Below are 13,571 nucleotides of genomic sequence, written 5' to 3'. Positions count from 1 at the left end.
TCAATCCCCTCCTTCCATCAAGTGCTCGCCGGGCTGGCGGACAGGCAGGCCGATGCGGAAGCGGGTGCCCCGGCCGAGCTCGCTCTCCACCTCGATGCGCCCGTGGTGCTTCTCGATGATGCCGTAGGAAATGGACAGCCCGAGGCCGCTCCCCTTGCCGACCGCCCGGGTGGTGAAGAAGGGGTCGAAGATATGCGACAGGTTCTCGGGCGCAATGCCCTCGCCGTTGTCGGCGATCTCGACCCACACCTCATCACCCGCGCAACCGGTGCGGACGGTCACGACGCCCTGCTCATGGATGGCATGCGCAGCGTTGACCAGCAGGTTCATGAAAACCTGGTTGAGGTTCGACATGACGCACTCGATCGCCGGCAGATCGCCGTATTCCTTGCGCACCTCGCATTTGTACTTGAGCTCGTTCCACACCACGCACAGGGTGCTCTCCAGGCCCTGGTTGATATCGTCCAGGCGCCAGGTCTCGGCCGCGTCGGTGCGGGAAAAATCCTTGAGCGACTGGATGATCTTCCTGACCCGGTCGAGCCCGTCCTGCGACTCGCGGAACAGCTGGCGCAGATCGTCCTTCAGGTATTCCAGCTCGCAGGCCGCCTTCAGCGCCGTGGCCTTCGAAAACAGCCCGGCACAGCGCGGCTCGGCACCGGCCTCGGCGGCCTCATAGGCGTCGAGGATCGCCAGCAGGCTCTCCGCGTAATGCTTCAAGGTGCCCAGATTGGAATTGACGAAGCCGATCGGATTGTTCATCTCGTGGGCCACCCCGGCCGCCAGCAGGCCGATGGAGGCCAGCTTCTCGGACTGCAGCAGCTTGTTCTGCGCATCCTCCAGCTTTCTGTTGAGGACGACCAGGTCGTGCATCCGCGCATCGGCAATCGCCTGCGCGCGCTGGTGCTCGGCGATCTCGATCTTCAACTGGGCGTTGGCGCCCCGCAACTCATCGGCCAGCTGCTCGACGAGGCGCTTCTTCTCCAGCATCCGCAAGGCCTGGTAGGTGCGCAGCTCGGCATACACGCAGGTAAACAGCTTGTCGGCGCTGAGGTCGGACTTGAGTCGATAATCATCGATCTCGTAATTCATGACGATCTCGCGCTGGGGCGAATAGCCCGGCTGGCCGGTCAATAGGACGATGCGCACCGTGCGGTTGCGCTTCTCTTGCCGGATATGCTGCACCAGCGCCAGGCCGGCATCGCTGGTCTCCATCACCACGTCGAGCAGGATCAGCGCGATTTCCGTGTTCCGGGCAAGCAGCTCCCGCGCCTCCGCCGCGGAATAGGCGTCGAGCAACTGCAACGGAACCCCCTCGACGAGCATGTCCTGCAGCGACAGCCGCAGCGCCGCGTGGATATCGACGTCGTCGTCGACCAGCAGCACCTGCCAGCAGGGCACCGCGGCCACGAGGCCGGTGGGCGCGGGTTCCGGGGCGAACAGCGCCGAGAAATCGCTTTCAAGCTCCATCATGTTTTTCAACGTGCTTCACAGCGTACGGCCGTGCCACCTAGTGCGGCGGCAGCAATTCGTAGGGCATTCGGAGGCCATCTCGCGGGAATCCTTGGCCTTGATCAAGGCGCCGGCTTCAGATTCACCTGAAACCCGCGAGCTTCCGTGGATAACGGCCCCGGTCGCCAGACCTTGAAGACCCTAGCGCCCGCAGGCCTTCTCGCCCGACAGCTCCGCCCAGGCCGCCATCGACGCGGCGACCATCGCCGGTGCGAAGGGGTCGTGGCCGACGCCCTCGACCCAGCGGCACGCCTCGGCCGGCAGCCGGGCGGCGAGCAGCCGGGTCGCGGCGGCCGGGCAGACGTCGTCGGCGAGGCCCTGCACCACCCGCACGGGCACCTGGCCCGCCACCAGCCGACCGACCGCCTCCAGCACCGCGTCGGGTGGTACGAAGCAGCCCTGCGTGAAGTAATGCAGCTGCAGCCGGTAGCGGCGGAACAGCGCGGCGACCTCCGCCTCGCCCAGGGTGCCCCCCGCCGGAACCCCCGCCAGCGCACACTCCCAGCGCTGCCAGGCCTGCACCCAGGGCCCGGCCTGCCGCACATCGAGTTTGGCGAACACCTCGGCCAGCCACGGCAGCATCGCCCCATCCGCCTCGGGCGCGCCGAGCGCCGCCCACCGCCGCCAGGCTTCCGGGTGGCGCAGCCGGGCGCCCCCAAAGAACCAGGCCAGATCCGCCGCCCGGGCCAGGAAGGGGTTGCGCAGCAGCAGGCCGCTCACCTGCGCCGGCCGCCGGGCGGCATACAGGATGCCCAGCGTGGCGCCCCACGAGCCGCCGGCGACGAAACAGCGTTTGAGCCCCAGCGCCGCGCGGATCACGTCGATGTCGGCCAGCAGGTGGGCGGTGGTGTTGGCCGCGGTGGCGCCCATCGGCTCGCTGCGCCCGGCGCCGCGCTGGTCCGGCACGATCACGCGAAACCGCGCCGGGTCGAACAACCCGGCAAGCCGCGGCGAACCGCCCGAGCCCGGGCCGCCGTGGAGCACCAGCACCGGCACCCCGTCGGGTCGGCCGTACTCGGCCACAAACAGGCGGTGGCCGCCATCGACCGGCAGCCAGTGGGTGCGGAAAGCCTCGGCGGGGGGGAAGAGCGTCGTCATCGGCCGATTTTAACGGCGATCTTCCCATCGACGGCGACGTCTTCGGACGCGCGCATTCCGCGTTTCACGGGGCCGGCGGGGCGCATTAATGCGCAGCCCCGGCCCATGCGGGAAGCGCCTGGTGCCCGCGCGCCCCCAGCCGCCCGCCCCACTCCATGAAAATCATGAGCCCCCTTTAATGCTTATCCAGACGAGCCGCGCAAAGCCCGGTGCCATAGTGACAACCAGCCCGTCGCGATCGTGCCGGGCGCCGGCGGCACGATCGCCGCCGTATCCAACACCTGAAGGAGACATCAAATGAAATGGGAAACCCCGACCGCCTGTGACTTCCGCTTCGGCTTCGAAATCACGATGTACATCGCCGCTCGCTAAGCGCCAGCGCCCAGCCACCCGCCAAACCCCCCGCGGGTGGCGGCCGCCCACGGATCACCATGAAACTCATCATTCTCGGCGCCGCAGCCGGCGGCGGCTTCCCCCAGTGGAACTGCAACTGCCGCAACTGTGCCGGCGTGCGCAGCGGTAGCGTGCGCGCCCGGCCGCGCACCCAGTCGTCGATCTGCGTGGCCGCCGACGGCAGCGCCGACTGGGCCCTGCTCAACGCCTCGCCCGACATCCTGCAGCAGATCAAGGCGACGCCCGAACTGCAGCCCGGCCGCCGCCTGCGCGACACCGGCATCGGCGGCATCCTGCTGGTGGACGGCCAGATCGACCACGCCACGGGCCTGTTCATGCTGCGCGAGCAGAAGACGCCGATGCCCCTGTGGTGCGCCGACCCGGTGCATGAAGACCTCACCACCGGCAACCCGGTGCTCAATGTGCTCGGCCACTACTGCGGCGTCGACCGCCGCCCGGTGCCGCTGGATGGCGCGCCCTTCGCGATGCCGGGCGTGCCGGGCATCGAATTCTCGGCCCTGCCGCTGTCGAGCAAGGCCGCGCCCTACTCGCCGCACCGCGAGGCCTCGGTGGACGGCGACAACATCGGCGTGACCATCACCGACCAGGCCAGCGGCCGCAAGCTGTTCTACGCCCCCGGCCTCGGCGCCCGCACGCCCGAGGTGTTCGCCCGCATGCTTGATGCCGACTGCGTGATGGTGGACGGCACTTTCTGGACCGACGACGAGATGATCGCCGCCGGCCTGTCGACCAAGACCGCCCGCGACATCGGCCACCTGCCCCAGTCCGGCCCCGGCGGCATGATGGACTGGCTGGGCGAGTTGCCCGCGCGGGTGCGCAAGATCCTCATCCACATCAACAACACCAACCCCATCCTCGACGAAGACTCCCCCGAGCGTGCCGAACTCACCCGGCGCGGCATCGAGGTGGCCGAGGACGGCTGGCGCATCGACCTCTGACGGGAACCACCATGATCCGTGCCGACATCCTTGCCGAATCCATCGACGCCGACGACGGCCGCCCGGCCTGGAGCCGCGACGAGTTCGAGGCGCAGCTGCGCGAAAACGGCAAGTCGTACCACATCCACCACCCGTTCAACGTCATGCTCAACACTGGCCACGCCACGCCCGAGCAGATCCGCGGCTGGGTGGCCAACCGCTACTACTACCAGATCGCCATCCCGGTGAAGGACGCCGCGATCATGGCCAACTGCCCCGACCGCGAGGTGCGCCGCGGCTGGGTGCAGCGCATCCTCGACCACGACGGCTTCGAGTACGGCCTGCCGAATGGCGAGAAATTCCTCGACGCCGGCGGCATCGAGGCCTGGATCCGCCTCGGCGAGGCCGTCGGCCTGACCCGCGCCGAGATCACCGACCTGCGCCACGTGCTGCCCGGCGTGCGCTTTGCGGTGGACGCCTACGTCAATTTCGCCCGCCGCGCTCCGTGGCAAGAGGCTGTCTGCTCGTCCCTCACCGAGCTGTTCGCGCCGGCCATCCACCGCCAGCGCCTCGCCACCTGGCCCGGGCACTACCCGTGGATCGAGCCCGAGGGCCTGCAGTATTTCCGCAACCGCACCAGCCAGGCTCCGCGGGACGTGGAGCAGGGCCTGCAGGTCACCCTCGACCACTTCCGCACCCGCCCGATGCAGGAGCGCGCGGTGCAGATCCTCAAGTTCAAGCTCGACATCCTGTGGTCGATGAACGACGTGATGGGCCAGCACTATGGCACCCAGGGCGTCACCACCGGCGCCGGCGCCGACCGGAAGGCCGCCTGATGGACGGCACACCCCGCCTCGGCCACGGCTTCCGCTTCCAGTGGGAGCCGGCGCAAAGCTGCCACGTGCTGCTCTACCCGGAAGGGATGATCAGGCTCAACCAGAGCGCCGGCGAGATCCTGGCCCGCTGCGACGGCAACCGCGACATCGCCGCCATCGTGGCCGACCTCGAGCAGGCCTTCGCCAGCCCCGGCCTGCGCCCCGAGGTCGAAGCCTTCCTCACCATGGCCATCGGCAAACGCTGGCTGCGCCTCGACGCCCCCACGCCATGAACGCCCCCGCCGCCCCCATTGGCCCGCCCATGTGGCTGCTGGCCGAAGTCACCTACCGCTGCCCGCTGCACTGCGTGTTCTGCTACAACCCGGTGGACTTCGCCCGCCACGAGGATGAACTCTCCACCGACGACTGGCTGCGCGTGCTGCACGAGGGGCGCGAACTGGGCGCCGTGCAGTGCGGCTTCTCGGGCGGCGAGCCGCTGCTGCGGGACGACCTGGAAGTCCTCATCGCCGAAGCCCGCCGGCTCGGCTACTACACCAACCTGATCACCTCCGGCGTCGGCCTCACCGAGGCCCGCCTCGACGCCTTCAAGGCCGCCGGGCTCGACCACATCCAGCTCTCCTTCCAGGATTCATCCAGGGAGATCAACGACTTCCTCACCCACACCCGAACCTTCGAGCTCAAGCAGCGGGTCGGCGAGATGATCAAGGCGCGCGGCTGGCCGATGGTGATGAACGTGGTCATCCACCGCCTCAACATCGAGCACATCGGCCGCATCATCGAGATGGCCGACGCCCTCGGCGCCGAATACCTGGAGCTCGCCAACGCCCAGTACTACTCGTGGGCGCTCCTCAACCGCGACCAGCTGATGCCGTCCCGCGAGCAGCTGCGGCGCGCCGAGGCCGTCACCGACGAATGGAAGGCGCGGCTGGCCGAGCGCATGCGCATCCTCTTCGTGGTGCCCGACTACCATGAGGGCAAGCCCAAGAAGTGCATGAACGGCTGGGGCAACGTCTTCCTCACGGTCACCCCGGACGGCACCGCGCAGCCCTGCCACACCGCCCGCATGCTGCCCGGCCTCGACTTCCCCAACGTGCAGGAGCACAGCCTGCGCCACGTCTGGTTCGAATCCGAAGGCTTCAACCACTACCGCGGCACCGGCTGGATGAAGGAGCCCTGCGCCAGCTGCGAGGACAAGGAAAAGGACTACGGCGGCTGCCGCTGCCAGGCCTACCTGCTGGCCGCCGACCCTGACGCCGCCGACCCGGTGTGCCCGAAGAGCCCCCACCACGAACACGTCGCCGCCGCCCTCGAACAGGCCGAAACCGCCGCGCCGTCGACCAAACCGCTGATCTTCCGCGACCCCAAGGAGAGCCGGCGCCTCTGCGGCCAAGATTGACGAGAACCTGATCCGGCGGCATGACAGGCAGGCCGGCGGGCGTCGACTATGCTTGAGGCAGGAGCACGCCGCCGCCATGCCCGCCCAGGTCGACACCACCGTCCGCGATGCCACGCCGCTGTATGACGCGGCGCGGAGCCTGCACGGTTACTTCCTGTTCCGCTGGATGCGGGAATACCTCAACGTGGTGCTGGGCAACATCCACCGCTGGTGGCGGGCCGGCCTGCTCGGGGCCGACGGGCGGCCGAATGCGGCCTTCCGCGTGTGCCTGGTGGACTTCAACGCCTTCGACCTCGAGATCCTGGCCCAGCTGTGCGGGCTGTATTTCTACATCCACGCCAGCCATAAAAAGGCCAATCACGCCCTGCTCCGGCAGACCACGGCCCGGCGCGTGCTCTACCTGCGCGGCTTCGACTACCAGGCCGCGGTGGGCGTGGGCGGCGGCCTGGCGATGGGTTTCAGCACGGTGGACAGCACCCGCTTCAACCACCGGCTCGGTGTCCTGCTCGGCCACGACTGCGAAGTCTACAAAGCCCTCAGCCCGCTCGATCTCGAACGGGAAACCCTGGCCCTCGAACGCCATTTCTACGGCGACTACCCGGCGCTGACCCGGCTCTGCAGCACACCGATCCGCTCTTTCTTCCTGCACGCCGACCACTGGCAGCGTGACGTGGCCCAGCTCGCCGGGCGGATGGATTACTTCGTGGTGTACCTGTCGTCCCTCAGCGAGAGCGTGCTGTGGGAGCTCCAGTACCTGCACGACCACGGCCACGCCGGCCGGGCCAGCGTAATCTTCGACCGCGACGCCATCCTCACCAAAAACGTCCACGCCGGCTTCTACGCGGCGCTGCCCGGGCTGGCCATCGGCAAGGCCCTGTGGCTGCCCGACCGCCAGCCCCTGTCGGAGGCGCACATCGACGCCTTCCGGGCCGAGCTGGAAACACACTTCACGGTGATCCCGGCAGAAGACTTCGACGCCCGGGCCGACGCGCTGCGGGCGCGGGTGCTCGCCGCCAGCGGGCCACTACCGTCAGGCCAGCGCGAGAGCACCCTGCCCTTCCGCTTCCATCCAGCCCTGGCCAAATCCAAACGCAGCGCCCTGCGCAGGCTGGATGCCGCCCTCGCCCGGGAAGTCGCCCCCGACACCGGCGCGCCGCTGGCCTGCCTGCCCTTCCGGCTGGGCCAGCTGCAGCTGCGGGTGTTCACCGCCCTGGCCCTGGGCGATCACCCCGGCGCGGCGCAGGCGCTCGCCACCTACGCCGGCTGCATGGATGCGCTGCTGGCCTTCTACACCCGCTGCGGCAGGCTCGCCGACGGCGTTTCGGCCGACGAGCTGCCGGCCTGGCTGGCACTCTTCCGGGATCACCGGGACACCGCGGTGAGCGTCGCCCGGCATTTTCTCGAGGCCGGCCCCGGCGACCACTTCGACGCCCCCGACGAGGCGGCGCATAGCGGCCTTGAGCGCTGCTTCACCGCCGCCCGACGCCAGGCGGACGCCTTCATCGGCGACACTGCCGCCGCCAGCCCGGGCGGGCTGCCGCTGGTGTGGCTGCCCGCCCCTGGGTAGCCCGCAGACATGCGCCAGAAGGATGACCCTGAACATGGCAACCGGCCGTTTTCCGCCAGCTCAAGCACCGCATGGGCACTGTCATACCGTCGCCAACCCTTGCCGTGGGGCGGAGCACCACACACCCGCCACTCTGGTGGCACGGATCACCGCGAGCGTCGGAGCATCTGAGTGGCCACTCCGAGCGGAGCATCCCGCATCATCCTGATCTAGCTCGTAAATGATCTTCGCCATCTCGAAGCTGCGCAGGCCGAGGCTTGCCAGCCGATCCGCGTTTACAAGCGCGGCAGCGCCGCCGCCGGCTGCTGTAAACTCGGCCCCCTGCCACGCCGCCCGCCGGGCCACCCGACATGACCCTCAAGATCCTCATCATGCTCCTGCTCATTGTTGGGTCGGTCATGGAGCCCTTGCGCTTGTATCAGATCGTCACCGGCAGCCTCGGGCGCCGGCGCGGAATCACCGGCCCCGCCGTCATCAAGGCCAGCCGGCTGTTCTACTGGGCCTTCCCCTTCTGGCTGGCGCTGGTGTGGGGCTTCGTGAACATCGAGCTGTTGCAGCGCTGCACCGGCGACACCTGCATCGGCTACATGCTCCCGGCCATCCCCTTCCCGTTCATCTACGGACTCGCGGAATTCCGGCTGCTGATGGGGTGGCAAGGGTCGGAGGGGTAAGGTTTCAACACGCGCCCTGCCTCCGTGCGCCGCGGGATGCTCACCCCTCTCCACCCGCCGCAACAGCAGACGCACAAACAGATCGGCGAACCCTCGCTCGTCAGCGTCGCCACCCGAAAACACTACTCCAGGCCGGGAAACTGAGATTCGGTACCAGGAAACACTGATTCGATGCCCGGAAACGGTAATCCGGTGGCTGGAAACAGTAATCCGGTGGCTGGAAACAGTAATGCGCGCCCTGGAAACAGTAATCCACGCTTCGGAAACAGTAATCCGCTCCCTGGAAGCAGTAATGCTGCCTTGAGAAACGCTAATCTCGCCCCCGGAAACAGTAATCCGAGGTCGAGAAACTCAAATCCGGGGCCTGGAAACTGAGATCCGGGGCCACCAAACGCCCGCCTCTCAACCGAGAGCGGCGCACAGATCACGATGCCTCTCGCGTGCGGCTGATTCCGCACCTACAGGACTGTGCCGGACGAGGCCGGGCGTAAAAAAGCCGGCACATCACGCGCCGGCTGCAGGCTCCAGGATTTCCTTCTGAAAACCCTGGTCGCAGGAGCCTGTATCAGGCCAGCCCTTCGTCCTTCAGCGCCTTCTGCACCGCAGGACGGGCTGCTACACGGGCCTGGAAGGCGGCGAGGTTGGGGAGTGTGGCGAGGTCGATGCCGATGTATTTCATCCAGCTGAGGGTGGTGAACAGGTAGCCGTCGGCCACGCTGAACTCGTCGCCCATCAGGTAGGGCTTGTCGGCGAGGTGCTCGTTGACCAGGCCGAGGCGGCGATCGAGGTTGATGCGCGCGGCACCCTTCCAGTCGTCCTTGGCGAGGGGGCTGAAGAAGGGGGTGCAGGACTTGTGGATCTCGGTGGCGATGAAGTTGAGCCAGCCCTGGAACTGGTAGCGAGCCAGGCTGCCATTGGCGGGAGCGAGCTTTTTGGCGGGGGCCTGGTCGGCGATGTACTGGACGATGGCCGGGCCTTCGGTGAGGAGCTCGCCGGAGTCGAGCAGCAGGGCCGGAACGTAGCCCTTGGGGTTCACCTCGAAGAAGTTGCCACCGCTGGCGGTCTTCTTGCTGGCGAGGTCGACGTTCTCGGTTTCGTAGCTGAGGCCTGCCTCTTCGAGGGCGATGTGGGGCGAGAGGGAGCAGGCGCCGGGCTTGAGGAACAGTTTCATGGGGTCTCCTTTGTTTCCGCGGGGGAGCGCGGGGGTTTGTACGTGGGACTCAGATGACATCCGGGAGCCGCGCCGTGATGGCAGGCTCCCGAGGTTAAAGCATACCGCGGATGCCTCTCGAGGAAACGCAAGGCCGCCCGAAGTTTCCTTGCCCCCCAACAGGAGCAGGCTGGGCGGAACCCGGCCCTGGGGGCGCTCAGGAGGTGAGGCTCACCACTTCACCGTGCTTGAGGCTGTCCATGCGTGGGCAGATCTACTCGCAGAACTCGGTGTGCTCCACCCCCGGCCGGCTCGGCGGAACAGCCGCGTGCCCTGTTACTGCTCGAGCTGAGCGACCTGACGGCTGACCACCGCCTGAGGAACATCGAAAACGGTTTTCACCTGCGTGAGCTAGCCCAGCTCGACGACCTTGGCGAAGACCCGCCATGTGAGTTCCAGGATCAGCAGCATGGGGACGATGACCTCAGCGCGAGCGGCGTGCCCAAGCGGGCGTCCGCCGGCTCGAACCCACTGAAAGTGATCGGCCGCATGTTTTTGTTCAGGGAGCTAGGATGAGCCCTCCCCGGCAAGGTTCTTGTTCAACAGAAAGACTTATCGGCCAGTGGAATCAACAAAATCCGCCCTCGCCCAGCCGAGTTTCATCCTTGAGTCTTGACGTCAGGCGCAGGATGCGACTGGCAGGTTGGCGAAGCGCGCAGGCGCCATTGTCAATGCCCGTACCAAGGCGGCGCCCCGCGGCCTGCGATCTACCAGAGCTCGCCACCGGCGTGGCGGAAGCCGGCCTCGATCCAGGCCTGAGCCGAGGCGCTTGTCAGCTTGAAATCCGGCAGGACCTTCTCCTCCGCCACGCGCTCGCCGCCGTCGTCAACCGCGGCAAGCAGGGCATGGGGTTCGTATTCATCGGGCACGACATCCAGCGTGACCTCCCACCGGCAGCCATCCAGATTCAGCGCAACACGCTTGCGGAGGCTCGCATGAAGCTGCTGCGCCTGGCGCGCCAGCGTGCCGGCGGCCGTCCGGACGAGGGCATTGAAGGCGGCCTGATCAAGGGGTTTGGGTTCAGAGGCATCCCGTTCAGCGGCCCACGGGGCCAACAGCACGGGCTCGGCTTCGCCGTTCCGGCGCACCTGGACGAGCCAGCCGTCGTCATCCAGGTTGCGGATGACGGCAGCTGTCCAGACGCCCTCGCTCCACTGTCGGCCATCTCCGAGGCGGGCCGGGGCGGGCTCGGCACGGAAGATCGGGGGCCGCCGGGCCAAGGAAGGGCGGGCCGTCGGCCCCCTGTCGGCAGCAAGGGAACTCAACTCCAGTGGCAGTTGCGACGGCGGAGGATGCGGCAACGCTGCACGCCGACGGGGCACCCGTGGAGCACGCCCAGGGGCCGCTGTGTCGAGGGCGAAATCGAAACTCATCTGCTGGTTCATGGGCTTTGCGTCACGGTAGCGGCAAGACCGGCCTGCGGGGCGGACTCGGCTGGATAAGGTGAAAGCCATGCGGCACCATGCCGGTCGTCTCCCTAGGCAGAAAACCTGGCGCACACATGGCCTCATCTGAGGGCAACTGTACAAAACAACAGCCTTAAATTCAAGCCTGGAGAGACCGCAGCACGACCGCGCACACAGCCGCGGGATAGCGTGGTCACGCGTACCGGAGACCCGTCTGCGCGGGACGAGCTCGATGCAGGCGATTAGCTCGTGCAGGGGCCAGCGGCGCCGTTGCCGCGCTAGACAGACCCGGCAGGGACCACGGCCAGCATCGGGTTTGGCAAGGCCACCGTCGCTACCAGCACGATCAGCATCGCGACGATATTCAGCAGCTGGAGCCCCTCGGCCGACGACGCCCGCGTAGAGCCCATCACCGTGCCCGCAACCCCCGCGATGCCCCCAAGATGATCACGAACACCTCACCCCGCGAAACATGGGCCAGGAACATGGGCCAGGTAAGGTTTCACCAGCAGCGGCACTTCGACCATCCCGACAAAGACATTGGCCGCCTTGGATAGACCCACCGCAGCACCCACACCCAGATGGCCAAAGACCATTGCAGAGTCGGGCCGGGTGGCGTCCTGCAAGGCGATGAGGACGTCGTTGAGGGCAGCCCCGGCCTGCTGCACCGCAAACTTCTGGATCGCCACCGCAAACACCGCCTGCAGCGCGATTTCGTCAGCCACCGTGCGCCGCCAGGGCACATGCCGCCGGCGCTGTGAAAGCAGCCACACCATACCCACAAAGGCCGCTTAGCCGATCAGCGGCTGGATCAACGGAGCCGTGAATGAACGAACGGCTGCTCTCAAGGCGTCAGGTCCTGGCCGTGCCGCCAGGCCACAAACCACTCGGTCAGCGGCCTTCCGGGCTCAAGGGTAGTTAGCCGCCGCTCGATCACCTCGTGGTTGCCCCAGACTACATCGTCCAGTTCGCCAGCTGTGACGAGGGCCTCGATATCGCGGCAATACAGGCCAAGGCCCCGATCGACATAAAATCCATAGCTTCGGCAGGCTACCGGACGGTGGGCATACACCGGGCAGGCCCCGGTGGTCTCCTCGAGCAACGGGCAAACAAGCGGCCTCCCGACGGTGTCGGTCATAACCCTGATCTTGCCGGCAATCTCGTCGAGTTGCGAAGCCGCCAACACGGCCAGCCCCTCACGCAACAAGTCCCACTCCGCACGAGTCAGAAGCGGTACTTCGGCCAGCCTCCTGCAGCAATTGTCACAGCCCTTGCCACATAGCCAATCGGGCCGGTCGTCGCGGATCAACCCGACCCGCGTGTCGATGTCCGCATGAATTTCGAATAGGGATGCGATCCCGGACATGAATCCTCCTCAGGCCTGGCAGGCACCAGGCGGCCTGCACCGAACAAATCAAGATAGCAGCCAGATGAAGGCTTCGCCAGCACCGGTGGTAGAGTTCGCCCATCACAACCCTGGAGTGCCCCATGAAGAAGCTGACCGTCACCATCAGGATGGAAATGGAAGTCCCCGACACCTGGAGCGTCGAAAAAACCAGCGACGGCATCGATATCCTGAAGATCGCCGATGGGCGCTATCTGGACATGAGCGCCGAACCGCTGATAGCCGATGACAAAGATGGGACCTGGAGCACCGATTACGACGACGATTTCGCAAACCAGATCTACGACATGGTGAGCACCGAAGACATCTCCTACGACCTCGGCGAAAGCTGAACTTCACGCCCCCGGATCACAGCAGGAGCTTTCAATGGATATTTCAAGAATTTCTCAAACTCGGCACACGGCCAAGGCCTTCGATCCGACCCGACAGATTCCCGACGAAACGATCGAAAAGCTGAGGACGCTGCTGCGCAACGCGCCTTCGTCAGTGAATTCCCAACCCTGGCATTTCCTGATTGCCTCGACGCCCGCGGGCCGGGCCCGCATCGCCAAGGCGACCCAGGGCAGCTTCACTTACAACGAAGCAAAGGTCCGCAACGCCTCCCATGTGGTCGTGCTCTGCGCCCGCAAGACTCTTGATGACGCCCACCTGAGCGCTGTCCTGGACCAGGAGCAAGCTGACGGCCGCTTCGCCACCCCAGAAGCCATGGCAACCCAAGACAAGAGCCGCCGCTTTTACGTCGGCTTGCACCAGACGGAGCTCAAGGACGAACGCTACTGGATCGAGCGGCAAGTTTACCTCGCCCTCGGAACGCTGCTCCTCGGCGCCGGTAGTCTGCAGATCGATGCCTGCCCCATGGAAGGCTTCGACGCACAGCTCCTCGATGCCGAACTGGGTCTCGCTGAACGCGGCCTGACCAGCGTCGTGCTGGTCGCGCTGGGCTATCGAAGTGAAGATGACTTCAACGCGAAATTACCCAAATCCCGCCTGCCCGAAACCGAGATATTCACTGAGCTCTGATTCGCACTCACGCAGACCGATGCCTGCTGGCGTCGGTCTGGCTACAACTCAGCTTGTAGAGCCCGGCACGAACGACACGTAGCGAAGACTGTGCTAGTTGGCGCGATTTCCGTTTTTCCAAA

At 66.5% G+C, this 13,571-nt stretch carries 15 protein-coding genes; 9 read left to right on the top strand and 6 right to left on the bottom strand.

Annotated elements, in window-relative coordinates:
- On the bottom strand, positions 1–1,470 hold the full coding sequence (locus ZRA01_RS15730) for an ATP-binding protein (protein ID WP_141353921.1): 1,470 nt from the start codon (positions 1,468–1,470) through the stop codon (positions 1–3).
- A 180-nt stretch (positions 1,471–1,650) separates the two neighbouring features.
- A complete protein-coding gene (locus ZRA01_RS15725) occupies positions 1,651–2,607 on the bottom strand; it encodes an alpha/beta fold hydrolase (RefSeq protein ID WP_141353919.1) in 957 nt (318 codons plus the stop codon).
- A gap of 297 nt (positions 2,608–2,904) precedes the next feature.
- On the opposite strand from ZRA01_RS15725, the gene pqqA reads away from it, so the two are divergent.
- From pqqA to ZRA01_RS15690, 7 genes are all read left to right on the top strand, one after another.
- The gene (pqqA, locus tag ZRA01_RS15720) at positions 2,905–2,979 is read left to right on the top strand and encodes a pyrroloquinoline quinone precursor peptide PqqA (protein WP_141353941.1); all 75 of its coding nucleotides are present in this window, start codon (positions 2,905–2,907) and stop codon (positions 2,977–2,979) included.
- A 59-nt stretch (positions 2,980–3,038) separates the two neighbouring features.
- On the top strand, positions 3,039–3,959 hold the full coding sequence (gene pqqB / locus ZRA01_RS15715; RefSeq protein WP_141353917.1) for a pyrroloquinoline quinone biosynthesis protein PqqB: 921 nt from the start codon (positions 3,039–3,041) through the stop codon (positions 3,957–3,959).
- Positions 3,960–3,970: 11 nt separating this feature from the next.
- Positions 3,971–4,774 (top strand): pyrroloquinoline-quinone synthase PqqC, encoded by an 804-nt coding sequence (gene pqqC / locus ZRA01_RS15710; RefSeq protein ID WP_141353915.1) that lies wholly within the window; start codon positions 3,971–3,973, stop codon positions 4,772–4,774.
- A complete protein-coding gene (gene pqqD / locus ZRA01_RS15705) occupies positions 4,774–5,046 on the top strand; it encodes a pyrroloquinoline quinone biosynthesis peptide chaperone PqqD (RefSeq protein WP_141353913.1) in 273 nt (90 codons plus the stop codon). The genes pqqC and pqqD overlap by 1 nt, the downstream gene beginning before the upstream one ends.
- Positions 5,043–6,170, top strand: coding sequence for a pyrroloquinoline quinone biosynthesis protein PqqE (gene pqqE / locus ZRA01_RS15700; protein WP_141353911.1), 1,128 nt, complete (start codon positions 5,043–5,045; stop codon positions 6,168–6,170). The genes pqqD and pqqE overlap by 4 nt, the downstream gene beginning before the upstream one ends.
- A 76-nt stretch (positions 6,171–6,246) precedes the next feature.
- Positions 6,247–7,737 carry a hypothetical protein gene (locus tag ZRA01_RS15695; RefSeq protein ID WP_141353909.1) on the top strand — a complete coding sequence of 497 codons (1,491 nt, stop codon included), beginning with the start codon at positions 6,247–6,249 and terminating at the stop codon, positions 7,735–7,737.
- Between the two features lie 350 nt (positions 7,738–8,087).
- Entirely contained in the window at positions 8,088–8,408 is a 321-nt protein-coding gene (locus tag ZRA01_RS15690; RefSeq protein WP_141353907.1) for a hypothetical protein, read from the top strand.
- Positions 8,409–8,973: 565 nt separating this feature from the next.
- On the opposite strand, the gene gstA is transcribed toward ZRA01_RS15690, so the two are convergent.
- From gstA to ZRA01_RS15665, 4 genes are all read right to left on the bottom strand, one after another.
- A complete protein-coding gene (gstA, locus tag ZRA01_RS15685) occupies positions 8,974–9,579 on the bottom strand; it encodes a glutathione transferase GstA (RefSeq protein WP_141353905.1) in 606 nt (201 codons plus the stop codon).
- A gap of 746 nt (positions 9,580–10,325) precedes the next feature.
- Positions 10,326–11,003 carry a hypothetical protein gene (locus ZRA01_RS21115; RefSeq protein WP_246093695.1) on the bottom strand — a complete coding sequence of 226 codons (678 nt, stop codon included), beginning with the start codon at positions 11,001–11,003 and terminating at the stop codon, positions 10,326–10,328.
- A gap of 479 nt (positions 11,004–11,482) precedes the next feature.
- Positions 11,483–11,800 carry a Na+ dependent nucleoside transporter N-terminal domain-containing protein gene (locus tag ZRA01_RS15670; protein ID WP_141353903.1) on the bottom strand — a complete coding sequence of 106 codons (318 nt, stop codon included), beginning with the start codon at positions 11,798–11,800 and terminating at the stop codon, positions 11,483–11,485.
- Between the two features lie 68 nt (positions 11,801–11,868).
- Complete coding sequence (locus tag ZRA01_RS15665; protein WP_141353901.1) at positions 11,869–12,390, bottom strand: YkgJ family cysteine cluster protein; 522 nt, start codon at positions 12,388–12,390, stop codon at positions 11,869–11,871.
- 122 nt (positions 12,391–12,512) lie between these two features.
- Here ZRA01_RS15665 and ZRA01_RS15660 point away from each other — a divergent pair, with 122 nt between their 5' ends.
- Complete coding sequence (locus ZRA01_RS15660) at positions 12,513–12,761, top strand: hypothetical protein (RefSeq protein ID WP_141353899.1); 249 nt, start codon at positions 12,513–12,515, stop codon at positions 12,759–12,761.
- Positions 12,762–12,795: 34 nt separating this feature from the next.
- Positions 12,796–13,449, top strand: a complete 654-nt coding sequence (gene nfsB, locus ZRA01_RS15655) for an oxygen-insensitive NAD(P)H nitroreductase (protein ID WP_141353897.1) — start codon at positions 12,796–12,798, stop codon at positions 13,447–13,449.
- Positions 13,450–13,571 lie beyond the last annotated feature (122 nt).

The sequence above is a fragment of the Zoogloea ramigera genome, from assembly GCF_006539865.1.
Lineage (GTDB): Bacteria > Pseudomonadota > Gammaproteobacteria > Burkholderiales > Rhodocyclaceae > Zoogloea > Zoogloea ramigera.
The sequence above is the reverse complement of the archived record's forward strand: the minus strand, read 5'-3'. Positions and strand labels throughout refer to the sequence as shown.

Coding starts and splice junctions, on each gene's coding strand:
- ZRA01_RS15730 (WP_141353921.1), bottom strand. CDS start 1,470: ATGATGGAGCTTGAAAGCGATTTCTCGGCGCTGTTCGCCCCGGAACCC.
- ZRA01_RS15725 (WP_141353919.1), bottom strand. CDS start 2,607: ATGACGACGCTCTTCCCCCCCGCCGAGGCTTTCCGCACCCACTGGCTG.
- pqqB (WP_141353917.1), top strand. CDS start 3,039: ATGAAACTCATCATTCTCGGCGCCGCAGCCGGCGGCGGCTTCCCCCAG.
- pqqC (WP_141353915.1), top strand. CDS start 3,971: ATGATCCGTGCCGACATCCTTGCCGAATCCATCGACGCCGACGACGGC.
- pqqD (WP_141353913.1), top strand. CDS start 4,774: ATGGACGGCACACCCCGCCTCGGCCACGGCTTCCGCTTCCAGTGGGAG.
- pqqE (WP_141353911.1), top strand. CDS start 5,043: ATGAACGCCCCCGCCGCCCCCATTGGCCCGCCCATGTGGCTGCTGGCC.
- ZRA01_RS15695 (WP_141353909.1), top strand. CDS start 6,247: ATGCCCGCCCAGGTCGACACCACCGTCCGCGATGCCACGCCGCTGTAT.
- ZRA01_RS15690 (WP_141353907.1), top strand. CDS start 8,088: ATGACCCTCAAGATCCTCATCATGCTCCTGCTCATTGTTGGGTCGGTC.
- gstA (WP_141353905.1), bottom strand. CDS start 9,579: ATGAAACTGTTCCTCAAGCCCGGCGCCTGCTCCCTCTCGCCCCACATC.
- ZRA01_RS21115 (WP_246093695.1), bottom strand. CDS start 11,003: ATGAACCAGCAGATGAGTTTCGATTTCGCCCTCGACACAGCGGCCCCT.
- ZRA01_RS15670 (WP_141353903.1), bottom strand. CDS start 11,800: ATGGTGTGGCTGCTTTCACAGCGCCGGCGGCATGTGCCCTGGCGGCGC.
- ZRA01_RS15665 (WP_141353901.1), bottom strand. CDS start 12,390: ATGTCCGGGATCGCATCCCTATTCGAAATTCATGCGGACATCGACACG.
- ZRA01_RS15660 (WP_141353899.1), top strand. CDS start 12,513: ATGAAGAAGCTGACCGTCACCATCAGGATGGAAATGGAAGTCCCCGAC.
- nfsB (WP_141353897.1), top strand. CDS start 12,796: ATGGATATTTCAAGAATTTCTCAAACTCGGCACACGGCCAAGGCCTTC.